Source organism: Algibacter ulvanivorans (assembly GCF_048381495.1).
Taxonomy (GTDB): Bacteria; Bacteroidota; Bacteroidia; order Flavobacteriales; family Flavobacteriaceae; genus Algibacter_B; species Algibacter_B ulvanivorans.
Window position 1 is genome coordinate 270,749 of sequence record NZ_JBLWGD010000004.1, and the last position, 22,678, is coordinate 293,426.

Annotated in this window: 17 protein-coding genes and 1 tRNA gene; 10 read left to right on the forward strand and 8 right to left on the reverse strand. The window is 32.5% G+C overall.

Translation table 11 applies throughout. The features are described from left to right. Nucleotides 1-14 precede the first annotated feature (14 nt). Both ACNG5D_RS11695 and ACNG5D_RS11700 read right to left on the reverse strand, forming a co-directional pair. Nucleotides 15-2,852 (reverse strand): TonB-dependent receptor, encoded by a 2,838-nt coding sequence (locus tag ACNG5D_RS11695; protein ID WP_418183703.1) that lies wholly within the window; start codon nucleotides 2,850-2,852, stop codon nucleotides 15-17. After that, complete coding sequence (locus ACNG5D_RS11700; protein WP_418183704.1) at nucleotides 2,849-4,141, reverse strand: DUF5690 family protein; 1,293 nt, start codon at nucleotides 4,139-4,141, stop codon at nucleotides 2,849-2,851. The genes ACNG5D_RS11695 and ACNG5D_RS11700 overlap by 4 nt, the downstream gene beginning before the upstream one ends. 185 nt (nucleotides 4,142-4,326) lie before the next feature. On the opposite strand from ACNG5D_RS11700, the gene ACNG5D_RS11705 reads away from it, so the two are divergent. The 3 genes from ACNG5D_RS11705 to ACNG5D_RS11715 are packed head-to-tail and all read left to right on the forward strand — an operon-like array spanning nucleotide 4,327 to nucleotide 6,700. After that, nucleotides 4,327-4,908 (forward strand): helix-turn-helix domain-containing protein, encoded by a 582-nt coding sequence (locus ACNG5D_RS11705; RefSeq protein WP_418183705.1) that lies wholly within the window; start codon nucleotides 4,327-4,329, stop codon nucleotides 4,906-4,908. Between the two features lie 9 nt (nucleotides 4,909-4,917). Beyond that, nucleotides 4,918-6,006: a zinc-binding dehydrogenase gene (locus ACNG5D_RS11710; protein ID WP_418183706.1), complete on the forward strand. Its 1,089-nt coding sequence runs from the start codon at nucleotides 4,918-4,920 to the stop codon at nucleotides 6,004-6,006. Nucleotides 6,007-6,016: 10 nt separating this feature from the next. Continuing rightward, nucleotides 6,017-6,700 (forward strand): phosphonatase-like hydrolase, encoded by a 684-nt coding sequence (locus ACNG5D_RS11715; RefSeq protein ID WP_418183707.1) that lies wholly within the window; start codon nucleotides 6,017-6,019, stop codon nucleotides 6,698-6,700. A 69-nt stretch (nucleotides 6,701-6,769) separates the two neighbouring features. On the opposite strand, the gene ACNG5D_RS11720 is transcribed toward ACNG5D_RS11715, so the two are convergent. Together ACNG5D_RS11720 and mce are read right to left on the reverse strand one after the other, a co-directional pair. After that, nucleotides 6,770-6,843: transfer RNA gene (locus tag ACNG5D_RS11720), tRNA-Ile, on the reverse strand. 49 nt (nucleotides 6,844-6,892) lie between these two features. Continuing rightward, complete coding sequence (mce, locus tag ACNG5D_RS11725; protein WP_418183788.1) at nucleotides 6,893-7,297, reverse strand: methylmalonyl-CoA epimerase; 405 nt, start codon at nucleotides 7,295-7,297, stop codon at nucleotides 6,893-6,895. A 154-nt stretch (nucleotides 7,298-7,451) separates the two neighbouring features. On the opposite strand from mce, the gene rbfA reads away from it, so the two are divergent. From rbfA to ACNG5D_RS11740, 3 genes are read left to right on the forward strand one after another with little or no spacing between them, the layout of a single operon-like run. Further along, nucleotides 7,452-7,856: a 30S ribosome-binding factor RbfA gene (gene rbfA / locus ACNG5D_RS11730; RefSeq protein ID WP_418183708.1), complete on the forward strand. Its 405-nt coding sequence runs from the start codon at nucleotides 7,452-7,454 to the stop codon at nucleotides 7,854-7,856. Between the two features lie 8 nt (nucleotides 7,857-7,864). Further along, nucleotides 7,865-9,070, forward strand: a complete 1,206-nt coding sequence (locus tag ACNG5D_RS11735) for an FtsX-like permease family protein (protein ID WP_418183709.1) — start codon at nucleotides 7,865-7,867, stop codon at nucleotides 9,068-9,070. After that, nucleotides 9,070-10,119, forward strand: a complete 1,050-nt coding sequence (locus ACNG5D_RS11740; protein ID WP_418183710.1) for an endonuclease/exonuclease/phosphatase family protein — start codon at nucleotides 9,070-9,072, stop codon at nucleotides 10,117-10,119. Before ACNG5D_RS11735 ends, ACNG5D_RS11740 begins: the two co-directional genes overlap by 1 nt. 82 nt (nucleotides 10,120-10,201) lie before the next feature. On the opposite strand, the gene dusB is transcribed toward ACNG5D_RS11740, so the two are convergent. Continuing rightward, nucleotides 10,202-11,197, reverse strand: a complete 996-nt coding sequence (gene dusB, locus ACNG5D_RS11745) for a tRNA dihydrouridine synthase DusB (protein ID WP_418183711.1) — start codon at nucleotides 11,195-11,197, stop codon at nucleotides 10,202-10,204. A 264-nt stretch (nucleotides 11,198-11,461) separates the two neighbouring features. On the opposite strand from dusB, the gene lepA reads away from it, so the two are divergent. After that, the gene (gene lepA / locus ACNG5D_RS11750; protein ID WP_418183712.1) at nucleotides 11,462-13,258 is read left to right on the forward strand and encodes a translation elongation factor 4; all 1,797 of its coding nucleotides are present in this window, start codon (nucleotides 11,462-11,464) and stop codon (nucleotides 13,256-13,258) included. A gap of 119 nt (nucleotides 13,259-13,377) precedes the next feature. Here lepA and ACNG5D_RS11755 read toward each other — a convergent pair whose 3' ends face one another. Genes ACNG5D_RS11755 through ACNG5D_RS11765 form a run of 3 tightly spaced genes read right to left on the reverse strand, consistent with a single transcriptional unit; the run spans nucleotide 13,378 to nucleotide 17,526 of the window. Then, nucleotides 13,378-14,142, reverse strand: a complete 765-nt coding sequence (locus tag ACNG5D_RS11755) for a LytR/AlgR family response regulator transcription factor (RefSeq protein WP_418183713.1) — start codon at nucleotides 14,140-14,142, stop codon at nucleotides 13,378-13,380. A gap of 3 nt (nucleotides 14,143-14,145) precedes the next feature. Continuing rightward, on the reverse strand, nucleotides 14,146-15,156 hold the full coding sequence (locus tag ACNG5D_RS11760) for a sensor histidine kinase (protein ID WP_418183714.1): 1,011 nt from the start codon (nucleotides 15,154-15,156) through the stop codon (nucleotides 14,146-14,148). 15 nt (nucleotides 15,157-15,171) lie between these two features. Further along, complete coding sequence (locus tag ACNG5D_RS11765; protein ID WP_418183715.1) at nucleotides 15,172-17,526, reverse strand: TonB-dependent receptor; 2,355 nt, start codon at nucleotides 17,524-17,526, stop codon at nucleotides 15,172-15,174. A gap of 645 nt (nucleotides 17,527-18,171) precedes the next feature. On the opposite strand from ACNG5D_RS11765, the gene glgA reads away from it, so the two are divergent. Genes glgA through ACNG5D_RS11780 form a run of 3 tightly spaced genes read left to right on the forward strand, consistent with a single transcriptional unit; the run spans nucleotide 18,172 to nucleotide 22,645 of the window. Beyond that, nucleotides 18,172-19,374, forward strand: coding sequence for a glycogen synthase (gene glgA, locus ACNG5D_RS11770; RefSeq protein WP_418183716.1), 1,203 nt, complete (start codon nucleotides 18,172-18,174; stop codon nucleotides 19,372-19,374). A gap of 38 nt (nucleotides 19,375-19,412) precedes the next feature. After that, on the forward strand, nucleotides 19,413-20,678 hold the full coding sequence (locus tag ACNG5D_RS11775; protein ID WP_418183717.1) for a glucose-1-phosphate adenylyltransferase: 1,266 nt from the start codon (nucleotides 19,413-19,415) through the stop codon (nucleotides 20,676-20,678). 29 nt (nucleotides 20,679-20,707) lie between these two features. Continuing rightward, entirely contained in the window at nucleotides 20,708-22,645 is a 1,938-nt protein-coding gene (locus ACNG5D_RS11780) for an alpha-1,4-glucan--maltose-1-phosphate maltosyltransferase (protein WP_418183718.1), read from the forward strand. Nucleotides 22,646-22,678: the final 33 nt, after the last annotated feature.

A 22,678-nucleotide genomic window follows, 5' to 3' on the forward strand; every position in this document is an offset into this window, starting at 1 on the left:
TTATTTTAATTAAATTAAAAACTATAACTAACACCTAAACGTGCTCTGAAAGAAAAGAATTCAGTTTGCTCTGGTCTTTCGGGGTTGCCTCTATAGTATAATAATTTTTGGTTTGTTAAGTTATTCATTTGTGTAAAAATTGTAACGCGATTATTTGGAAATGTATAAGACGCGTTTAAATCTAACTGAAAATCTTTTCCTTGATAACGATCTTGCTCTTTAGAGTTTCTAAGCTGCCAAAGAAAAGCATCTCTATAATTACCTGCCAATCTAAATGATAAGCCATACTTCTCATAAAATACTGCTGCATTTAAAATGTTTGGAGATTGATTTACTAACGGAATTTTTTCGCCTCGCTCCTCTAATGATGTTTCAGATTTTGTATAGGTGTAATTTAAAGAATACCCCAAACCATTTAAAGCTCCGGGAAGAAAATCTAACTGTTGCGCCCAAGTTATTTCTGCTCCCATAAGATATGCTGTTTCAGAGTTATCAAAAGTATTTACTCTAAAAGTTTCTTGAGCTCCGTTTAAAGTAAGCTGCTCTTCTGAAGATCTCGTGTATACAATATCTTTAATATCTTTATAAAAAAGACCGGCCGACAAATAATTGGCCTTTCCAAAATATTTGGAAGCCATAAGATCGTAATTTGTAGCAAACGTAGGATTAAGATTAGGGTTGCCTCGTGTTATTGAAAGACTATTTTCGTTAATATCTTCAAAAGGTGCAATTTGATTAAATGCCTGCCTAGCAAAAGTACGCGTAAAGGCTGCTCTAATATCAAAATCGTTAGAAGGTTTATAACTTAAATGCAACATTGGCAAAATAGCAGGATAATCTTTTTTTGCCGAAATAGAACCAACTTCGCCTGTAGTTCTATTATAAGTTCCTGATTTTATATCACTCGATGTATTTTCATATCGAATACCTGGAATTATAGTCCATTTTGAGTTTAACTTCCATGTTCCCATTGCATAACCTGCAATATGGTTTTCTGTAGCTTCATAACTATTGGTTGCATAAACAGAATTGTTTTTGTTTCTATAACCTAAAACAATCGAGTTTCCTGCAACTGAATTTCCATATGGGTCTGATATAGATTCTTCTGTTGGAATGTCCCATAAAAAAACAGGTTGCGAATAAGGCGATCCTATTTCTGAAAGAAAATCGCTGTTGTTTGGAAATGCTTCTCTTTCAAAATCGGTAAAATAGGCGTCGTTTTCTGGAGTAAAAGTCGCATAAGCTCTATCATACGAACTCTTTTTACTTCTTAATTTAGCTCCAAACTTAAATTCTAATTTAGATGAAGGTGTGTACGTAAAATTTGTTTGACCAACAAAATCTTTATCTTCTACGTTTCTAATAGACACTACATATCTCTGTAATTTAAAAAGATCTGGATCTAAATCTCCATTTGCAAAATGTGGCTGAATATTATCATAAGCATCGCCGCTAGATGGATTAGGCCCATCTCCTCTTAAAAACTTTAATTGTTGCGTGTTACCATCGCCATCAACTACATCTTCTAAACCATCAAACTCTACGGTTTGTCTAAAATTAGCGTAGTAATATCCAGATAATGAATCTGCAACACTATTAGGACCGTCATAACCTGCAAAGGCTTTGTATGCAGACAATTTAAAATCGGCTTTTAATTTACTTGACAATTTAGTCTCTAAGCCAAGTTCTCCTCCGTAAGTTCTAAAAAGATAATCGACCGCATTCCAACGCATTTGTGCATTATTTGAGGTTTTATCAAAGAAGTACTCTACCTTTCTATTGCGCTCATTATCTTCTAAACGATTGTAAAGCCCGCGTGCAAAAACTGTTGTATTATCTCCTATTCGATAATCCATACCAATGTTAAATCCATCAGTTGTTTTAACACCATCATAATGCCTTATATCTAACTCTCTAACGTTGTTAAATTCATTACCGTAAACAACCTCATAATTATCTGTTCCATATGGTCTACGATTTCTAGTAGCCATAGCCATAAACCCAAATTTATTATTAAAAAGCCTATTACCATAAACAGCAGTTGCTGCATACCCAGATTTTTGCGATTTATCGTTGTAAGCTCCCGATAAATTTAGGTTTAATGTTTCTTTTTCAGGAGATGTACGTGTTATAAAATTAATTGTTCCTCCAATAGCATCACCCTCATAATCTGGAGTAATTGCTTTAACTACCTGTAAGTACTGTATAAAATCTGAAGGAAAAACATCTAAAGGAACGGTTCTATCTCCTAAAAGGTCTCCAGAAGTTTTAGCTGATGGCAAACGGTCGCCGTTTAAAGTGTTTGAACTCCATTGCGTAGGCGTACCTCTAACAGTAACATATCGACCTTCACCTTGATCTCTTTCTATACTTACCCCTGGCATTCTTTGTACAGCTTCAGCAGCATTAAAATCAGGTAATTTTCCAATTAAATTACTACTAGCAACCTCCATAATTGATGGTGCTGCTTTTCTCATATTAACAGCTCGCTGCTGACCATGTTTTATTGACGATTTTAATACCACTTCATTTAACTGCTCACTAGAAGCAATTAGTATAATTTTCCCTAAATCTATACTACTATTTTCTTCAATACTTACTTCAATTTCTTGAGACTCGTAACCTAAATAAGAAACCACTACAATATGTTTACCGTTAGGAACATTAAGGATTTCGAAAAAACCTTTTAAATCTGTTGTGCTTCCTAGACTTGCGGTTTCTTTTAAATGTACTGTTGCATAAGGTAACACATCATACGAATCTTGAACAACACCCTTGACTACTCCAGTTTGGGCGTTAATAAAATTGATTATTGCTATCAAAAATAACGAGAGAATTAATTTTGTTTTCATTGTGTAATTGGTTGTTTTAATTTTATGGATGAAATTTTATTATTAAAATATATTATACTTAGTAGTGTGAAAATGATAATGAGTAGTGCCGAAATGAAATTAAGTGAAACAAAAAAGCTTACCCAAGCACCTTTAAAGTTCATAAGCTCTTTTGAAAAAAGTACTACAACACTACCTAAATACCCTAAAGCGTCTGCTGTGTAAAATAAAAAACCTACATTTCCTGTGTATTTTAGTAAGGCTATTAACCTTTCAAAAAGCAAGCAATGAAATAATATATACGGAAGATAAACGCCAACACCTGTGCTTATTATCCATACTACTGGAGACAACAAACTTCTTTTAAATAAAAATGTAGATAAAAGCATAAAAACTGCTCCGCACAAGGTTAAAATCATTCCGTAATTAAATGCAGCTTTATTTTTTCTAATAAGTATAGCCAAGGCCGCTACAACAAGTACAATTACAGCCACAGGTATCTCTGTATAAGTTATAAGTTCTGGTTTTTCTGAATACCCTAATTCCGACCAAAAATCGACTATAAAATTGTCTCGAAAATCTCTAACTATTGTTAAAAAAATATAAATTAACACCAAGCTAACATACCCTAAGCCATGCTTTCTAAGAAAATCTTTCCTTTTACAAGCATCCATTGGTATTCGTTCTGCTCTTTCAGCAATATCTACTGCATCGGGATTTTTAGACTTATTTAATACCCAAACAGAGAAAATAAATATTGGAAAAAATAAAAGCCCAGTAGCAAAAGGCATAGCATTTTCAGTAACCCCATACTCTTGCATTAAAACAATACCTACCGTCTTAACCAAACCTGTAGAAAAAATAAATGTTGCGCTTAAAGCTGCAGCAAGCAACTCTGTATTTCTTCTGCCCTCCAAATAAGAAAGAACAATACCAAAAACCATCCCTAAAGGCATGCCGTTTAAAAACAATGCTATTATTTTAAACCTATCTGGTAAAATAGAAAACACAAAAAGCATCAATAAACCAAAAGAAACTAAAGCTATTAACCATTTTGTTCTTGTATTACGGTTCATTTCTGACACCATTTTAATACCAAAAAACTTTGAAATCATATACCCTAAAACTTGACTTATCACAAGAATCGTTTTAGGGTCCGAGTTAAAGCCCAAATCTAAATTATTGTACTGACCCGCCAAAAAAGACTTTCTAACAGCATACATTCCTGTGTAACACAAAAAAGCCGCAAGCATAAGACAAAAGCTCTGCGCCCATTTTTTATTACTTATTAAAGGTAAACCAAACTTCATTTTTTTCTTAATTAGAAAATTAAACGTGGCAAATATATATGCACAACCATCACAAATAGTTAAATTAATGTAAACTTACCGTTAATTATTTTCCATTGAGTAAAAAAAATTTCCTTTTGAGAAAAAAATAGTTTTTTGCTTTTTTTCTTTATAAGAAAATATATCTTTGTAAAAAATTAAAAATTATGACAGATGGTAAATACGAAGTTGCTTGGATAGGAGCTAAAATAAGAGAACTAAGATCTCTTAAAGGCTGGAAATTAGGCGAGTTATCTGAAAAAACAAAAGTAAGCATAGCAATGCTTTCTAAAATTGAAAATGGCCGAGTGTTTCCAACATTCCCCACATTACTTCAAATACTTAAACCTCTTGATGTAGATTTAAATGTCTTTTTTGAAGATATTGGTAAAGAGGAAGATTTTCCAGGATATATATTTAACAAAAGAGAAAATTACCAAGAAACAACCAAAGAAGACTCCATTGGCTTTAAATACGAAACCGTTTTAACCCAGAATCTAAAAGGTGTCTCTTTAGAAGTGTCTATGCTTACACTATCTAAAAATGCAAAACGAAATATGGTAACTACAGATGGTTACGAATATATTTTTTTAATAAAAGGCGATATTAAATACAAGCTAGAGAACAAAACATTTAACTTAAAAGAAGGCGATTCTCTTTATTTTGATGGACGAATTCCTCATGTGCCTGAAAACAATTTAGATACCGAATCTGTTTTACTAGTTATCTATTTTATAACCGAACAATAAAAACACTACATGTTACACAACAAAGCAAAAGCTATGGTTTTTGAAAAAGTAGGCAAACCTTTTTCTTTAACACCTATTGACTTACCAAAACTAAAATCTGGAGAAACGCTTGTTAAAGTAGATTATGCAACAATATGTACCAGCGATTTACACACGTTTTACGGCAGACGATGCTCACATAACCATAGCATATTAGGTCACGAAATAATTGGTACTGTCGTTGAGATTCCAGAAAAAGGAATAAGAGATTATTATGGTGAAGCTTTAAAAATAGGAGACCAAATTACTTGGTCTGTATATGCTCACGACAGTAATGACCCTTTAGCCAAACAAGGGATTCCTCAAAAATCAAAAGACCTCTTTAAATACGGACATGAAGAAATAAATGAAAATCACAAACTAAGCGGCGGATTTGCAACACACTGCCACCTAAAAAACGGATCTACATTATTTAAAATACCTACCAACCTAACCCAAAAAGAAGCAGCACCTTTAAACTGCTCTCATGCAACTATAGCTGGCGCAATACGTTTAGCAGAAAATCTAAAAAACAAAAACGTATTGATAAGTGGAGCCGGCATGCTTGGATTATCGGCTTGTGCCATGGCAAAAGAAGCTGGTGCAAATACTGTTTTTACAATGGACATTAATGACAGCAGACTTAAAAAAAGTAAATTATTTGGTGCAGATTTAAGCTTAAATGCAAACGAAAACCAAGACTTGCTAATAAAAATACAAAAAGAATTTGGAGGTATAGATGTTATTATCGAAACTAGCGGAGTACCATCTGCTATAGAAAACAGTATTAACATGCTAAATATAGGCGGTACTTGTGTTTTAGTTGGATCTGTATATTCGCAACGTAACATATCTATTAATGCAGAAAATATAGTTAGAAACATACTAACTATTAAAGGCTTGCACAACTACACTCATAATGATTTAGCTCAAGCCATAAACTTTTTATCAAAAAATAAAGATAAATATCCATTTGAAAGTTTAGTAAATAAAGAATTTACAATAGAAGAGCTAGATAATGCTTTTAATTTCGCCGACAATAAACCTGTATATAGAGTCGGCATACAAACAAATAATTAAAATAATAAAAATGAAAACAAGCATAAAACTTGTCGTGTTCGATATGGCAGGCACAACCGTTAACGAAAACAATGTAGTGTACAAAACACTGCAAAAAGCCATAAATAATGCTGGCGCTAATGTTTCCTTAGATTTTGTTTTAAAGCATGGAGCTGGAAAAGAAAAACACCAAGCCATTAAAGATATCCTAAACAACTTAGAAAGTTTAGATAAAAAAAACTATTCTTCAATAAATATTTTTGAAGATTTTAAAACTCTTTTAAATTTAGCATACATAAACTTAGAGGTATCCCCTTGCCATGGCGTAGAACAACTTTTTACATTACTAAAAAAAGCCGAAATTAAAATAGCTCTAAATACTGGCTACAATAGCGCAGTAGCTAATACTTTATTAAATAAATTAAATTGGAAACAAGGCTATCATTACGACACACTAATTACAGCCTCTGATGTAGATAAAGGCAGGCCACATCCAGATATGATTTATAAAGCAATGAAAGATTTAAACATAGCAAATACAGAAAACGTATTAAAAGTTGGAGATTCAATTATCGATATAGAAGAAGGTAAAAATGCATCTTGTGGTGTTACTATTGGTGTTACTACAGGAGCTCACACAAGAAATCAATTAAAAACCGCTAACCCAACTTATATTTTTGATTCTATTTTAGAATTAAAAAAAATTTTAGCCTAAACAACATATAAAAGCAAAAAAAACAAAAAAAGCCTTCAATTTCTTGAAGGCTTTTGCAATTTCTAGAAGTGGTCCCACATGGACTCGAACCATGGACCACCTGATTATGAGTCAGGTGCTCTAACCAACTGAGCTATAGGACCGAAATTGGAGTGCAATATTACTACTTATTTTGTAACTCTACAAGAAAAATTATTTCTTTATCTCTTGGCAAAGCTCAATTAAAACTCCGTTTGATGATTTGGGGTGTAAAAAAGCTACCAATTTATTGTCGGCTCCTTGCTTTGGCTTTTCGTTTAACACCTTAAAACCTTCTTGCTTAAGTCGCTTAATTTCAGACTCTATATCATCAACATCAAAAGCAATATGATGTATACCTTCTCCTTTTTTATCAATAAATTTTGCAATTGGGCTATCTTCTTTTGTAGCTTCTAATAATTCAATTTTATTTTCACCTATTTTAAAAAATGATGTATTTACACCTTCACTTTTAACTTTCTCGACCTTATAATGAGGTTCTCCAAAAAGTTTAGCGAACAAATGGTTAGATTCTTTTAAATTTTTAACAGCTATTCCTATATGTTCTATTTTATTCATCATTTATTCTGTTTTTTCTTCATTTAAAAAATGAAATCATCTTACTTATTAAGTCTAATTACAAATCAAAATACGAAAATCGCACTTAAAAGTAACATAATCTTTAAATATCCGTTATTTTTGCATTCTAAACCTTATTAATTAGGTATTAAACATGAGTAACGTAGAGGAAAGTCAAAGACAAAAAAAAATAGGATCTGTTTTACAAGCCGATTTAGCAGATGTTTTACAAAGCGCAGCCACACAAGGTGGTATGCGTGGCATTTTAATTTCGGTAACCAAAGTTAAAGTTACTGTAGATTTAGGTGTTGCAAAAGTTTATTTAAGTATTTTCCCTAATAATAAAGGTAAAGAACTACTTGAAGGTATAAAATCTAATACACCTTTAATTCGTCATGAATTAGCACAACGAACTAAAAACCAATTGCGTAGAATGCCAAACCTTGAGTTTTTTATTGATGACTCTCTTGAGTATATTGACCAGATTGAAAAATCTTTAAAAGGGGAAGAAAACCCCATAAAAGACCCTTCGATTTTAGATAAAAGAAAAAAATCTTAACCCTTTTCTTGAATTTTCCTTTACACATAGCAAAACGTTATTTACGCTCTAAAAGCTCTAACAATGCTATTAACTTTATTACCAACATTGCCTTAATTGGTGTTGTTTTAGGCTCGGCCTCTTTATTTATTGTACTTTCTGGCTTTGCTGGCTTAAAAGATTTTACATTAAAATTTTCAAGCCAAGTCGACCCCGATTTAAAAGCCATAACCTCTTTAGGAAAATCGTTTGTTTTAACTGATAACGAAACCGAAAAATTAAACAACTTAAAAGATATAGCTCAATATTCTAAAATTATAGAAGAACGTGTTTTTATAGCTTCTGAAGACAAAAATACGCTTGCCATTTTAAAAGGAGTTGATGAGAGTTTCCAGAACGTTGTAGCTATTGACTCGACACTAGACCATGGTAATTGGCTTGAGCAAAAATCCAATCAGCTTGTTGTGGGTTGGGGCATTTCTAATAGTTTATCGTTAGGCATTTTAAATTTCACCAAACCTTTAAATGTATACGTTCCAAAACCAGGAAAAGGGCAAATTACATCAACAAAAAAAGCATTTAATAGTATTCATGCCATAAATGTTGGTGTGTTTTTTATAAATGAAGATTTAAACGATACCTATGTTTATGCTCCAATTGATTTGGCTAAAAACTTATTAAATTATAAACCCAATCAAATTACATCTATAGAATTTAAACTTAAAGCTGGAGTAAACGAAGCTGAGGCCAAAAAAAACATCCAATCCATTTTAGGTAATAAAGTAATTTTAAAAAACCGTGTTCAACTAAATGATGCACTTTATAAAATGTTAAATACCGAAAACTTAGCCGTTTATCTTATTTTTACTTTAGTACTAATAATTGCCTTTTTTAATGTTATTGGCTCGTTAATTATGATGATGCTAGATAAAAAACAAAGCTTAAACACATTATTTAATATTGGTGCAACAGTAAAAGATATTAGAAAAATATTTTTCTACCAAGGTAGTTTAATGAGTATTGTTGGCGGAATTATAGGGCTAATTTTAGCATTAATAATTGCAGGGCTTCAAAAAGCTTTTAGCCTAGTAATGATAACTCCTACCTTGGCTTACCCAATAACTATTAAGCTTGAAAACTTCATTATCGTGTTTTTAACTATTTCTATTTTAGGTGTTGTTGCATCAAAAATTGCCTCAGCTAGAATTACAAAACATTTAATAAAATTATCCTAATGATCTTGGTTAAAAACTTAAAACCGTTTGTATTTTTAATAATGTGTTGTTTTCTTTTTAATTGCAATAAAGAAAAACAATTACACCTTAATGTACTACAATTTAATATTTGGCAAGAAGGTACCATAGTTACTGGTGGATTTAATGCTATTATTGACGAAATAATTAAAGCTGATGCCGATTTAATTACATTTAGCGAGGTTAGAAACTACGATAATAAGCTTTTTAATAAAAAAATAATTAAGGCCTTAAAGGCAAAAGGATATGTTTTCTATGCCAAAAAAAGCCAAGACTCCGGACTGTTATCTAGATACCCTATAATTTCGCAAACAGATTTATATCCTGTTATTAACGACCATGGCTCTATAACAAAGGCCATTATTAACATTAAAGGTATTGAGGTTGCTCTTTATAGCGCTCATTTAGATTATTTAAACTGTGCATTATATTTACCCAGAGGTTATGATGGCTCTACTTGGAAAAAACTTAACACCCCAATTACCAACATAGATACTTTAAAGAAAGTTAATTTAGCATCAAAAAGAGATGAAGCTATTGATGCTTTTATTAGAGATGCCAAAAACGAAATTAAACTTGGGCGACTTATTATATATGGAGGCGATAATAATGAGCCTTCCCATCTAGATTGGATAGCAGAAAACAAACATTTGTACGACCACAATAATGTGGTTATTAACTGGCGTAATACATACCAATTAGAAAAATTTGGGTTTATAGATGCTTACAGAAAAAAATATCCCAACCCGATTACACACCCTGGGTTTACTTACCCTGCAAATAACAAGCATGTACCTATAAACAAATTAGCTTGGAGCCCAAAGGCAGACGATAGAGATCGTATTGATTTTATTTTTTACTACCCAAATAATAGGTTAAACCTTAAAGATGTAAAAATTATTGGTCCTAAAGGCGATATAATAAGAAACCAAAGAATATTTCAGCCTACAAACGATGCCATTATCGAGCCTATTAATGTATGGCCAACAGACCATAAAGCAGTTTTAGCAAGCTTTACTCTTAACTATTAAGAATTAAAACTTATGATGTTATTGTGTTACTAAAAAAGCTATAAATTTTAACCATACCATGCTAAAAAGTAGGTGTACTGCCTTATTGAGCAAACTGATGTCCTGCAAACTTTTCTAACACCTCATCAAAGGCAGCAAAAACATCTTCAGAACGATCAGAGGTTACCATTTTCATTCTATATTCTTTAAAATGCGGAATGCCTTTAAAATAATTAGTATAATGTCTTCGGGTTTCAAAAACACCTAAAACCTCGCCTTTCCAATCTATAGACATTTGTAAATGTCGGCGAGCAGCTTCTACGCGTTCTTCTAAAGAAATGGGTTTTAAATGTTTACCTGTTTCAAAAAAGTGTTTTACTTGTTTAAAAAACCAAGGATTACCAATTGATGCTCTACCAATCATGGCGCCATCTAACCCAAACTCATCACGCATTAAAGCAGCTTTTTCTGGTGTATCTACATCGCCATTTCCAAAAACAGGAATGTTCATACGCGGGTTATTTTTAACGGCAGCAATGGGTTTCCAGTCGGCCTCGCCTTTATACATTTGCGCACGCGTACGCCCATGTATAGAAATAGCTTTACACCCAACATCTTGTAAACGTTCTGCAACCTCAACAATTCTAATAGAATCATGATCCCAACCTAATCTGGTTTTTACCGTAATTGGTAAATTGGTGCGCTTAACCATTTCGGCAGTAAGTTGCTCCATTAAGCAAATATCTTTCAAGATTCCAGCACCCGCACCTTTGCTTACTACTTTTTTTACGGGACAACCAAAATTAATATCAATAATATCTGGTTTAGACTCTGCTACAATATCTATGGTTTGCAACATACTATCTAAATTAGCTCCAAAAATTTGAATACCTACTGGGCGCTCTTTCTCGTATATATCAAGCTTCATTACGCTTTTTGCTGCATTACGTATTAAGCCTTCGCTAGATACAAACTCGGTATAAACCACATCGGCACCTTGTTCTTTACATAACGCGCGAAACGGCGGGTCGCTTACATCTTCCATTGGTGCTAAAAGCAATGGAAAATCTGGGAGCTCAATGTTATCTATTTTTACCAAGTCTTTAAATTTTTAGCAAAACTACATCTTTTATCTAAATTTATAAAAAAAATGGTTTTTGTAAATTCTTATTCCTCTTTAAACTAAAAGCTTAATAAGAAATAAGTCATATAATTTTTATTAACTTTTTATGGATTTCTAACTCATTTTAAATTAAATTAGTAAAAGACATTTTAAGGTTTAAAAAACCTAAGCAGCCTAACCCATAAAACTCAACTAAAAACCTATATCTTTGCGAAATCTTTTTACAAAGGTTATTTGACTATGAAGCACATTAGAAATTTTTGCATTATTGCACACATCGATCATGGAAAGAGTACACTTGCTGATCGATTATTAGACTATACAGGTTCTGTAACGGCTAGAGAAAAGCAAGACCAGTTACTGGATAATATGGATTTAGAACGCGAACGTGGTATTACCATAAAAAGTCATGCCATACAAATGGATTATGAATATGAAGGCGAATCTTATGTGCTAAATCTTATAGATACCCCAGGTCACGTAGATTTTTCTTATGAAGTATCACGATCTATTGCCGCTTGCGAAGGCGCACTTTTAATTGTTGATGCTGCACAAAGTATACAAGCGCAAACCATTTCTAATTTATATCTGGCTTTAGAAAACGATTTGGAAATTATTCCTGTATTAAACAAAGTAGATTTGCCAAGTGCCAACCCAGAAGAAGTAACCGACGATATTGTTGATTTATTAGGTTGCGACCCCGAAGAAGTGATTCATGCTAGCGGAAAAACAGGCTTTGGTGTAGATAATATTTTAAAAGCTATTATTGAGCGTGTTCCTGCGCCAGAAGGCGACCCAAATGCACCTTTGCAAGCTTTAATTTTCGATTCGGTTTATAATACCTTTCGCGGTATAGAAACGTATTTTAGAGTTTTTAATGGCGAAATTAAAAAAGGACAACATATAAAATTTGTAGCAACTAATAAAGATTATTATGCTGATGAAATTGGAACGCTTAAACTAAATCAAGTTGCTAAACAAACCGTAAAAACAGGCGATGTTGGTTACCTAATTACAGGTATTAAAACCGCTAAAGAAGTAAAAGTAGGTGATACTATTACCGATTTTGCCAAACCTACAACCAATATAATTGAAGGTTTTGAAGATGTAAAACCTATGGTATTTGCAGGTATTTATCCTGTAGATACTGAAGATTACGAAGAGCTTCGTGCCTCTATGGAGAAATTACAGCTTAATGATGCCTCTTTAGTATTTGCTCCAGAAAGTTCTGCCGCTTTAGGCTTTGGGTTCCGTTGTGGGTTTTTAGGCATGTTACACATGGAAATTATTCAAGAGCGTTTAGAACGTGAGTTCGATATGACGGTAATTACTACCGTACCAAACGTATCTTACCATGCATTTACTAATAAGGAGCCTGATGAGGTTATTATTGTAAACAACCCGTCGGATTTACCTGAACCATCTACCTTAAACCGTGTGGAGGAGCCTTTTATAAAAGCTACCATTATTACAAAAGCTGATTTTGTAGGTAACGTAATGTCGTTGTGTATTGAAAAACGTGGGCTTATTATTAATCAAACTTACTTGACTACAGAACGTGTAGAATTAACGTTTGAAATGCCTTTGGCAGAAATTGTTTTTGATTTTTATGACCGTTTAAAAACCGTTTCTAAAGGATATGCCTCTTTTGATTATCATCCTATTGGTATGAAACCTTCAAAATTAGTGCGTTTAGATATTCTTTTAAATGCGCAATCTGTTGATGCGCTTTCGGCTTTAATACATGCCGAAAATGCTCAAACTATTGGGCGAAAAATGTGTGAAAAACTAAAAGAACTCATACCTCGCCAACAATTTGATATTCCTATTCAAGCGGCTATTGGTGCTAAAATTATTTCTCGAGAAACTGTAAAAGCATTACGTAAAGATGTTACTGCCAAATGTTATGGTGGTGATATTTCTCGTAAACGTAAACTGCTTGAAAAACAAAAAAAGGGTAAAAAACGTATGCGCCAAGTGGGTAATGTAGAAATACCTCAACAAGCGTTTATGGCGGTTTTAAAGCTTAATGATTAACCTATAACTCTGGCAAATAACTGCGTTAGGGATTGAAGTGGAAAGCCCACAGCCCGACGTAGGAGGTGCGAGGACTTGCAACAAAAAGCCCGACCCTTGTGGTAACGCCATAAAGAAAACTATTGTTCTAACCATTTTCTAAAACTGGAGGTTGTTGTTGAGCTTGTCATGGCTTTGTCTTTTAATCCTGTTATGGTAATAAGTAAACGGTTTTTAAAATGGCTTTCTATATGTTGTATGGCGTCTATACAGATTATTTCGCTGCGGTTAATTTTAAAAAATTTATTGGGGTGTAATTGTTGGTTAATACTGCCTAGGTTTTGAGATATGGTGTGCCGTTTGCCTTTGTTATCTGTGGCAATACAAAAATCGCCTGAGGCTTCAATCTTACTAATCTCAGATACGTTTAAAAGCTGAATGCCTTTGGCTTTTTTTATTACAAAGCGCTTTTTGTAATTGGTGTGTTCGTTTTGTAAGGCCGATTTAAGTTCTGTTATGGTGTTTTTATTTAACATGTTATAATGGCCTTTTTGGAATAGAGATTGGTATTTTTCCATGGCTTTTTTAAAATCGGCTTGAGTGTATGGTTTTAAAATATAGGCTATACCGTTGGTGTTAAAGGCTTGAAAGAGATACTCGTCGTGTGCAGAACAGAAAATAATAGGTACATTTATAGAAATCTCGTTATACAAATCGAAAGATATTCCGTCTAGTAATTGAATATCTGATAGGATAAAATTATATGTGTGCTTTTCTAGATATATTTTGCCTTCGGCATTTGAGCGTGCCCAATGGTGTGGTACTTCGTCTTCGAAATAATTGTTTAAAAACGATACTAATTTTTGGTATGCTGGTATTTCGTCTTCTAGAATTAAAATATTCATGGCTTAGTTTTCTTCTATTAATTTAATAATTGGAATTGAGATTTTAAATTCTTGACTGGTGTTTATAATTACAACATCTTTATCTGATAGTAATTGGTAGCGCGTTTTTAAGTTTTCTAAACCTGTACCAAACGATTCGTTTTTAGTTTGAAGGTTAGATTTTGTATTGGTAACCTTTAATATGTTTTCTTCTATGGTTATTACTGTTTTTATTGCATTTTTGTTAAGTGGTTTGTTATGCTTTACAACATTTTCTAACAGGGTTTGAAGCGCTCCTGTGGGAATAAATTTATTGTCTAAGGTGGTTTTGGTATCTATCTTAAAATCGTAATCGTTTGCAAATCGTGTTTGTATTAAAAAAATGTAATTTTCGGCTAGCTGTAACTCTTCAACCAGTTCCATAACCTCGGCATCTTTAGTTTTAATTAAATACCTGTAAATTAAAGATAACCTATTAATATACTCTTTTGCTTTTTGTGTGTTACTATCTATTAAGGAGTCTAAAGTGTTAAGGTTATTAAATAAAAAATGTGGGTCTATTTGCGAGCGTAATAATTTAAGTTCGTTTTCTTTTTGTTGCTTTTCTATTTTTAAAAATGCATTTTGCCCTTCGTAGAATTTTTTTGTTAGTAAAAGTGCAAAAGGAAATGCTACTTGTTGCGAGCCTTGATTTATCATTCTTAATACAAAATCTAGCCCTTTAGGAAATTTTTCCCAATTGTTATTACCTGTCCAAAAACCAATAGTATAATCTATACCTGTAATAACCACAAGTGTTAATATGCCATAAATAACAAATTGTATATACTTTTTTTCGTTAACAAATTTTGGAATTAGCCAAAAAACAAAAATGAATATAATGGTACAAACGGTTAAAATTTCTACAGGAAAATCTATTAAATATTCTCTTAACAAAGCACCTCTTTCAAAATATTGATTGCTTTGTATGGCAAAGGAAACCACAAAGTATACTGCTAGAATTAAAAAATCTGATGTATTGAGTTTTGTATTCATAATAACACAAACTTATTAATTATTATCATCAATTCTATTCTCTTCGTCTTGAGAGGCGTTCTTTCTGGCTTTCTTCTTACCAAATTTAGAGCCAAAACTATACGATAGTCTTAATTGAATATTTTGTCTGGATTGGTTACTTTCAACCTCTGCATACAGGTTATTATAATTAATAACCCCAACAAAACCTCTGTTAAGCATTTTATTAAACCCTAGGTTTACTTTTAGTTTTTCGTCTAAGAATTTTTTACTGAAAGAAAACCCTAAACCTGCAAACCACTCGGCATCAATACCACCTTCTAAGGCTCCTGTACCATAGTTTCCATTTAGTTCTGCATTAATTTCCCAAGGTAATTCGTAATTGGCTTGAGTAAACCACATAAGACTCCATTTTTGTAAATGTAATTGGTTTGGGTTAGATTTAAATTTATTGTGATTTACAATAAAACCGGTATAACCTTCAACATTTTTTATAAAGCTTAATGGTGCAAATAGTCTAAAATTCCAGTTTTTACTGGTATTTAAGTTAATAGTTGTACGTTGTATTTGCGCGGTGGCTTCATCTTGCGAAACAAATTGAAACATGGCGTTTTTAGTTTCATTATAACCTATGGTAAAAAACGGTTGGCCATCGAAAGTTAAATTAAACTGATATCTGTTTGTAAACGAAGGTTTTAAATTTTCGTTTCCTACATCTGATGATAATGGGTCGTAATATGTTACAAACGAGTTTAAGCTGTTATAGTTAGGCCTACGAATACGGTAACTATATGCTATACTTGCCCCTAAATTTTCGTTTATTTTTCTGCTAATTGATGCGCTAGGGAATAATTTAGATATTTTACGCTGCCTAGTTTCGTTATTACTACTTGAGGTGCCTTGGGTGTTACTATCTTCAAACCTAAGTCCTCCTGAAAAAGACCATTTTCCTTGAGTTATGTTTACTTTAGAATAGAGTGCAAAAATAGACTCGTCTACCAAAAACCTATTGCTGGTATTTTCATCAAAATCGAAACCACCACTATCGTTTTCATTAAAAGATTGTAAGTCGCTATTGGTATTTACTTGCGAATGTTTGGAGCCTAAACTAAGCTTAAAAGCTTCAGAAAATGTTCTAGTATAATCTACTTTATATGTTTTTATCTGGTATTTAGCATCTTGTATATATTGCTGGTTGGTATAAGCTACTGTGCTTTCTGGTAAAGACGAAATGGTATTTATGTTGTTGTTTTTATAATCTACAAAATTAAAATCGGCAGTAAACTTATGTGTATTTGTTTTAAACTCGTAATATGGATTTATATTAAATACTTCTTGATCTCTATTAAAACTATTTTTAGATAATAATAAATCGTTAGTATTTGGCGAAGTTATTTTATTTGAGCTTCGAGAATCTCTATTAGAATTTGTTGTGTTTTTTCTTAAAGCAATGCCTACCGAATGGTTGTCGCTTAAATAATAATCTATACTTACACTTGCCCTTATGCTTTTAGGGTTATATGGCTCTATAGTTGCCTGGTTATACGTTGTATTACCTACGGTTCTTTTAATAAATAAATCTTCTCGCCAAGTTGGTGCAGAATATCCTGCGCTAGCCTGCCAATTTAGCTTGTTTTTATAACTGGCAATCGATGCGCTTGTGCCATACTCAAAACCCTCATCTTCACCAAACCAACTTGTTGCATTACCATGAGTGCCTAATTTTACATTTTTCTTTAAAATAATATTTAAAATAGGGCCAGAACCTTCGGCATCAAACTCTGCTCCTGGCTGTTCAACCAATTCTACTTTTGCAATATTATCGGCTGGCATATCTCGAAGTAAAGTATCCATATCCATATAATCGGTTGTTTTTCCGTTTATTAAAATTCTTAAATTACTTTGCCCCGCGTAACTAATGCCATTATTAGTAACCAATATACCGGGCACACCTTTCATAACATCTTGAAGGTTTGCGTGTATCATTTCAGATTTTTCTAAATCTACAATAAGCTTTTCTGCAGTTTGCCTAATTACTGGACGTTTGCTTTTAATAATAACCTCGTCTAAATTCTGATTTTCTTCAACCAGAATAAAATCTAATTTTTTATTTTCTAAAAGATTAAATATTTCAGATTTTTTAGGTTTAAATCCTAACATAGAAACAGTTATGTAGTAATTTCCGTTTTCTATATCCGAAAACGTATAATAACCTTGCGCGTTTGATATTACACCCGTTACAATATCATTAGACGCATTGTTATACAAAATAACATTAGCAAACTCTAAAGGTCTATTATTTTCTGTAATAAATCCTGAAATTTTATTTTGCGCGCTTATGGTAATAACGCTAAAAAGAAATACTATAGTAGTTTTAAATAACACATTCATAACTGTCTGTTTTTAAATTGATAGTATAAATGTATTTCTAGAAGTAAGGTTTTAAAACCGTTTTCTGCCCAAATAGGCTAAAATAAGGCTGAAAAGTTACTTTTATCTAGATAAGCAAAAATGTATTTACAATAAAATGTTAAAAATTTGAAGTCGCTTTTACAAAACAGACATTATATTTTACTTAAAATTAAGTTACTTGAAGTAAATCTATAATGATATTATCAGTTTTAACTGAATGATTAAAACCAAACCATGCATTTTAGTCATTTTTTTTATTAATTATTTTCTTTAATTAACAAAACACCTATTTTTTCATAAAAATAAAACAACACAAATATTGTTAATAAATATTTCGTATGTTTATAACTATGTAAAATAGGATAAACCGCCTTTCTTGTGTAAAATACTTTAAACACAAGTGTTTATCTTATATTTTAATCTATGTTCTTTTCAGTTTTTTACTTTAATTGTTATTAACAAATTAGTATTTTTTTAAATGAGTTTTGCTTGATTTTCAATAAACTACCCCATAAAAAATAGTTTTGGTAATTTTTTAAAATTAATCAAAATGAAAAATTATTTTCATTAACAAATTTCATTTTTTTGTGTGAGTTTAAATACTTTTTTTACATTTTTCTTATTATGAAAGCACTTTTTTACACTAGAGAATTTCCGCCGTATGTTTATGGTGGCGCAGGCGTACATGTTGAATATTTAGCTGACGAGTTAGCCAAATTAATGGAAATGGATGTAAGATGCTTTGGAGATCAAGACACAAAATCGGGCAGCTTAACCATAAAAGGGTTTCCTTTTGAAAATGCTGTTTTTGATGGTGCAGACAATAAATTAAAATCGGTTTTTAAAACCTTGAGCACCTGCATTCAAATGAACGCAGAACCTATTGATGCCGATGTTGTGCATTGCCACACTTGGTATTCGCATTTTGCAGGTATTGTTGCTAAATTATGTTACGGCACACCTTTAGTAATAACTACGCACTCACTAGAACCTTTAAGACCCTGGAAACGCGAACAATTAGGCAGAGGTTATGATGCCTCGTCTTGGATAGAAAAAACAGCTATTGAAATGGCAGATGCTCTTATTGCAGTATCTGAAGAAACTAAAGAAGATGTTATAAAACATTTTAATGTTGATGAAAGCAAAGTACATGTTATATATAATGGTATTAACCTTCAACAATATATAACCACGACCAAAACATCGACACTCGATGCCTATGGCATAGACAAAACAAAACCTTATGTGCTTTTTGTTGGCAGAATTACACGCCAAAAAGGAATTATTCATTTAGTAAATGCTATTAAATATATAGACCCAGAAACCCAAATAGTGCTTTGTGCTGGCGCACCAGATACCCCAGAAATTGGTAAAGAAATGGAAAACGCCGTTAACAAAGTAAAACAAACCAGAGATCATGTTATTTGGATAGACAAAATGGTTACAAAAGAAGAAATAATTCAGCTTTACTCGCATGCTAGTGTATTTTGTTGCCCTTCAATTTACGAGCCCTTTGGTATCATAAACATTGAAGCCATGGCATGTAATACTGCTGTTGTTGCAAGTGCCGTAGGAGGTATTAAAGAGGTTGTTGTGCATGGCGAAACTGGACTTTTAATACCTTTAGAACAACAAACAGAAGCCCCTTTTGAACCTATTGACCCTGATAAGTTTTCGCAAGATTTAGCCAACGGTATTAACAAAGTAATTAACGATAAAGCGCTAAGAGAAACCATGGCAAAAAATGGCCGAAAACGTGTTGAAGAATATTTCGATTGGGTTGCTATAGCAAAACAAGTAGAAACATTATACAAATCATTAATATAAATTATAAAAGGAGCTAACTTAAAAAAACCAAAAAAGATATGATTAACAATAAAGTTTTATCCATTGTATTAGGTGGTGGCCAAGGTTCAAGACTATACCCATTAACAGATAGACGATCAAAACCAGCAGTATCAATAGCAGGAAAATATAGGTTAGTAGATATTCCTATTTCAAACTGTATTAATGCAGATATCAAACGTATTTTTGTATTAACCCAATTTAACTCTGCCGGTTTAAATAAACATATAAAAAACACATATCATTTTAGCTTTTTTAGTAGTGCCTTTGTAGATGTATTGGCGGCAGAACAAACCCCAGAAAATAAAACATGGTTTCAAGGCACAGCAGATGCTGTTAGACAAAGTATGCACCATTTTTTACAACACGATTTTGAATATGCTTTAATCCTATCTGGCGATCAATTATACCAAATGGATTATGATAAAATGATTGAAGCCCATGAAGCTAGCGGAGCCGAAATTTCTATAGCAACAATTCCTGTAAACGCTAAAGATGCTACTGGTTTTGGTATACTTAAAGCCAATGACGAAAATATAATTACTTCGTTTGTTGAAAAACCAGACGCTAGCCTATTACCAGATTGGACATCAGAAGTAAGTGAAGAAATGAAAGATCAAGGTAGAAACTATCTAGCCTCAATGGGTATATACGTTTTTAACAAAAATTTACTGGTAGATTTAATGAAAAACCCAGATACTATTGATTTTGGAAAAGAAATTATACCACAATCTATAAACTCACATAAAACACTAAGCTATCAATACGAAGGCTATTGGACAGATATAGGAACCATAGAATCATTCTTTGAAGCCAATTTAGGATTAACAGATGATATTCCTCAATTCGATTTATATAACAAAGACAAGCGTATTTACACGCATGCCAGAATGCTACCTACAACAAAAATTGCAGGCACAGCTCTAGACAAAGCTGTAGTTTCTGAAGGTTGTATAATTAGTGCAGCAAAAATTGAAAAATCGGTAATTGGTATACGCTCAAGAATAGGCAAAGAATCTACCATTATTAATACCTATATGATGGGAGCAAACTATTACGAGTCTCTAGAAGATATGCAAAACAATAAAATTGAAAACCTAATGGGTATTGGCGAGCGTTGCTTTATAAAAAACTGCATTATAGATAAAAACTGCCGTATTGGTGATGATGTTAGAATAAATGGTGGTAAACACCTAGAAGATACCGAAACAGATACCTATTGTGTTAGAGACGGCATTGTAGTTATTAAACACGGTGCAACAATACCTAAAGGAACCGTAATATAAACTTTATATTCATATTATAATTAACTAAAATGCAAGACCAAAGAAGAGTTGTAATAGACTATGTTTCACCAAGTGTAAACAATGGCAAGTTTTATATTAAACGTGTAATAAACGAAATTGTTAATGTAGAAGCATACATTATGGCCGATGGTCATGATGTTTTAGGCGCATCTATTCTATATAAACACGAAACCGATAAAACTTGGAAAGAAACCCGAATGGCTCTAACATCTAACGATGAGTGGCAAGCCGCCTTTACTGTAGAAAAACAAGGATTTTTCGTGTATAAAATTCAAGCTTGGGTAGATTATGCACTTAATTGGCGTTATGGATTAATTAGAAAAATTAATGATGGACAACATGTATATTCTGAACTTCTTGAAGGTGCAGAGTTTATAAAAGCACTTCTTAATAAAGTATCTAACGATGATAAAACTTACCTAGAACACCTTTATAAACTATTTACAAACGAAGACCATTATGGAGAAGCCATAACAGAAGCCACTACAGATAGGCTTTATAAAATTTTCTTTAACAACCCTATAAAACTACTTGATAACACAACTAAAGACTATCGTGTTTATGTCGATAGAAAAAAAGCCAGATTTAGTACATGGTACGAGTTTTTTCCACGTTCGGCTTCAGAACACAAAGGGGTTCATGGTACATTTAAAGACTGCGAACGCTTACTACCAAGAATTAACAATATGGGTTTTGATGTGGTATACTTACCACCAATTCATCCTATAGGAGAAATAAACCGAAAAGGTAAAAACAACACCACCGAAGCCAAAGAAGGCGATGTTGGTTCTACTTGGGGTGTAGGCTCACAATATGGCGGACATAAAGATATTCACCCTCAATTAGGCTCGCTAAACGACTTTAAAGCTTTAATACAAAAAGCAAAAGAAAACAATATTGAAATTGCCATGGATTATGCTTTACAAGCTGCCCCAGACCACCCTTGGGTTAAAGACCACCCAAAATGGTTTAAATGGCGACCAGATGGCACAGTACAATATGCTGAAAACCCACCAAAAAAATACCAAGATATTCTTCCCATTTACTGGGAAAGCGAAGATTATAAAAACCTTTGGCACGAATGTTTAGATATTTTGATGCATTGGATAGATTGTGGGATAAATATATTTAGAGTTGATAATCCGCATACTAAACCTTTCTACTTCTGGAACTGGATTATTAATCAAGTAAAAGCAAAACATCCCGATGTTATCTTTTTAGCCGAAGCTTTTACCGCTCCAAAAGTTATGCAACAATTAGCAAAACAAGGTTACACACAATCTTACACATATTTTACTTGGCGCGAAAATAAACACGAACTTATAGAATATATTGAAGAGTTAACAAAATCTGAACTAAAAGAATACATGCAACCTAATTTCTGGCCTAACACACCAGATATTAATCCGCATCATTTGCAAGGCGCTAACGAATCTAAACACATACAACGCTATGCGCTTGCAGCAACTTTAAGCTCTAGTATTGGTATTTATGGTCCCGTTTTCGAGTATATGCTATCCGAATCTTTATTAGGAAAAGAAGAATATTTAAATTCAGAAAAATTTCAAATTACGCATTACAACTGGGAAATTAAAAATAAACTAACAACTATTATATCGAAAATTAATTACATAAGGCATAATAACGAAGCACTTCAACAAACCAATAATATTAAATTTTGCCATATAGATAACGATAATTTATTAGCATTCTATAAATGGAATAATGACAGAACAAATCAAATATTTGTTGTTATTAGTTTAGATGCTCATAATTCGCAACAAGGTACAGTACAAGTACCATTGCACGATATAGGTGTGCATCATGGGCACAACCTTGAAATGCACGACTTAATTACAGACAGCCGTTACAATTGGAATAACGAGTGGTGCTTTGTAGAATTACATCCAACCATGCCATTTCATATATTTAAAATTAATAAGTAATAAATAAAATAAACATCCAATAAATTAAATAAC

Excerpts from the sequence above, each read along its gene's own strand:
- ACNG5D_RS11695 (WP_418183703.1), bottom strand. The coding sequence starts at position 2,852 with ATGAAAACAAAATTAATTCTCTCGTTATTTTTGATAGCAATAATCAAT.
- ACNG5D_RS11700 (WP_418183704.1), bottom strand. The coding sequence starts at position 4,141 with ATGAAGTTTGGTTTACCTTTAATAAGTAATAAAAAATGGGCGCAGAGC.
- ACNG5D_RS11705 (WP_418183705.1), top strand. The coding sequence starts at position 4,327 with ATGACAGATGGTAAATACGAAGTTGCTTGGATAGGAGCTAAAATAAGA.
- ACNG5D_RS11710 (WP_418183706.1), top strand. The coding sequence starts at position 4,918 with ATGTTACACAACAAAGCAAAAGCTATGGTTTTTGAAAAAGTAGGCAAA.
- ACNG5D_RS11715 (WP_418183707.1), top strand. The coding sequence starts at position 6,017 with ATGAAAACAAGCATAAAACTTGTCGTGTTCGATATGGCAGGCACAACC.
- mce (WP_418183788.1), bottom strand. The coding sequence starts at position 7,297 with ATGAATAAAATAGAACATATAGGAATAGCTGTTAAAAATTTAAAAGAA.
- rbfA (WP_418183708.1), top strand. The coding sequence starts at position 7,452 with ATGAGTAACGTAGAGGAAAGTCAAAGACAAAAAAAAATAGGATCTGTT.
- ACNG5D_RS11740 (WP_418183710.1), top strand. The coding sequence starts at position 9,070 with ATGATCTTGGTTAAAAACTTAAAACCGTTTGTATTTTTAATAATGTGT.
- lepA (WP_418183712.1), top strand. The coding sequence starts at position 11,462 with ATGAAGCACATTAGAAATTTTTGCATTATTGCACACATCGATCATGGA.
- ACNG5D_RS11755 (WP_418183713.1), bottom strand. The coding sequence starts at position 14,142 with ATGAATATTTTAATTCTAGAAGACGAAATACCAGCATACCAAAAATTA.
- ACNG5D_RS11760 (WP_418183714.1), bottom strand. The coding sequence starts at position 15,156 with ATGAATACAAAACTCAATACATCAGATTTTTTAATTCTAGCAGTATAC.
- ACNG5D_RS11765 (WP_418183715.1), bottom strand. The coding sequence starts at position 17,526 with ATGAATGTGTTATTTAAAACTACTATAGTATTTCTTTTTAGCGTTATT.
- glgA (WP_418183716.1), top strand. The coding sequence starts at position 18,172 with ATGAAAGCACTTTTTTACACTAGAGAATTTCCGCCGTATGTTTATGGT.
- ACNG5D_RS11775 (WP_418183717.1), top strand. The coding sequence starts at position 19,413 with ATGATTAACAATAAAGTTTTATCCATTGTATTAGGTGGTGGCCAAGGT.
- ACNG5D_RS11780 (WP_418183718.1), top strand. The coding sequence starts at position 20,708 with ATGCAAGACCAAAGAAGAGTTGTAATAGACTATGTTTCACCAAGTGTA.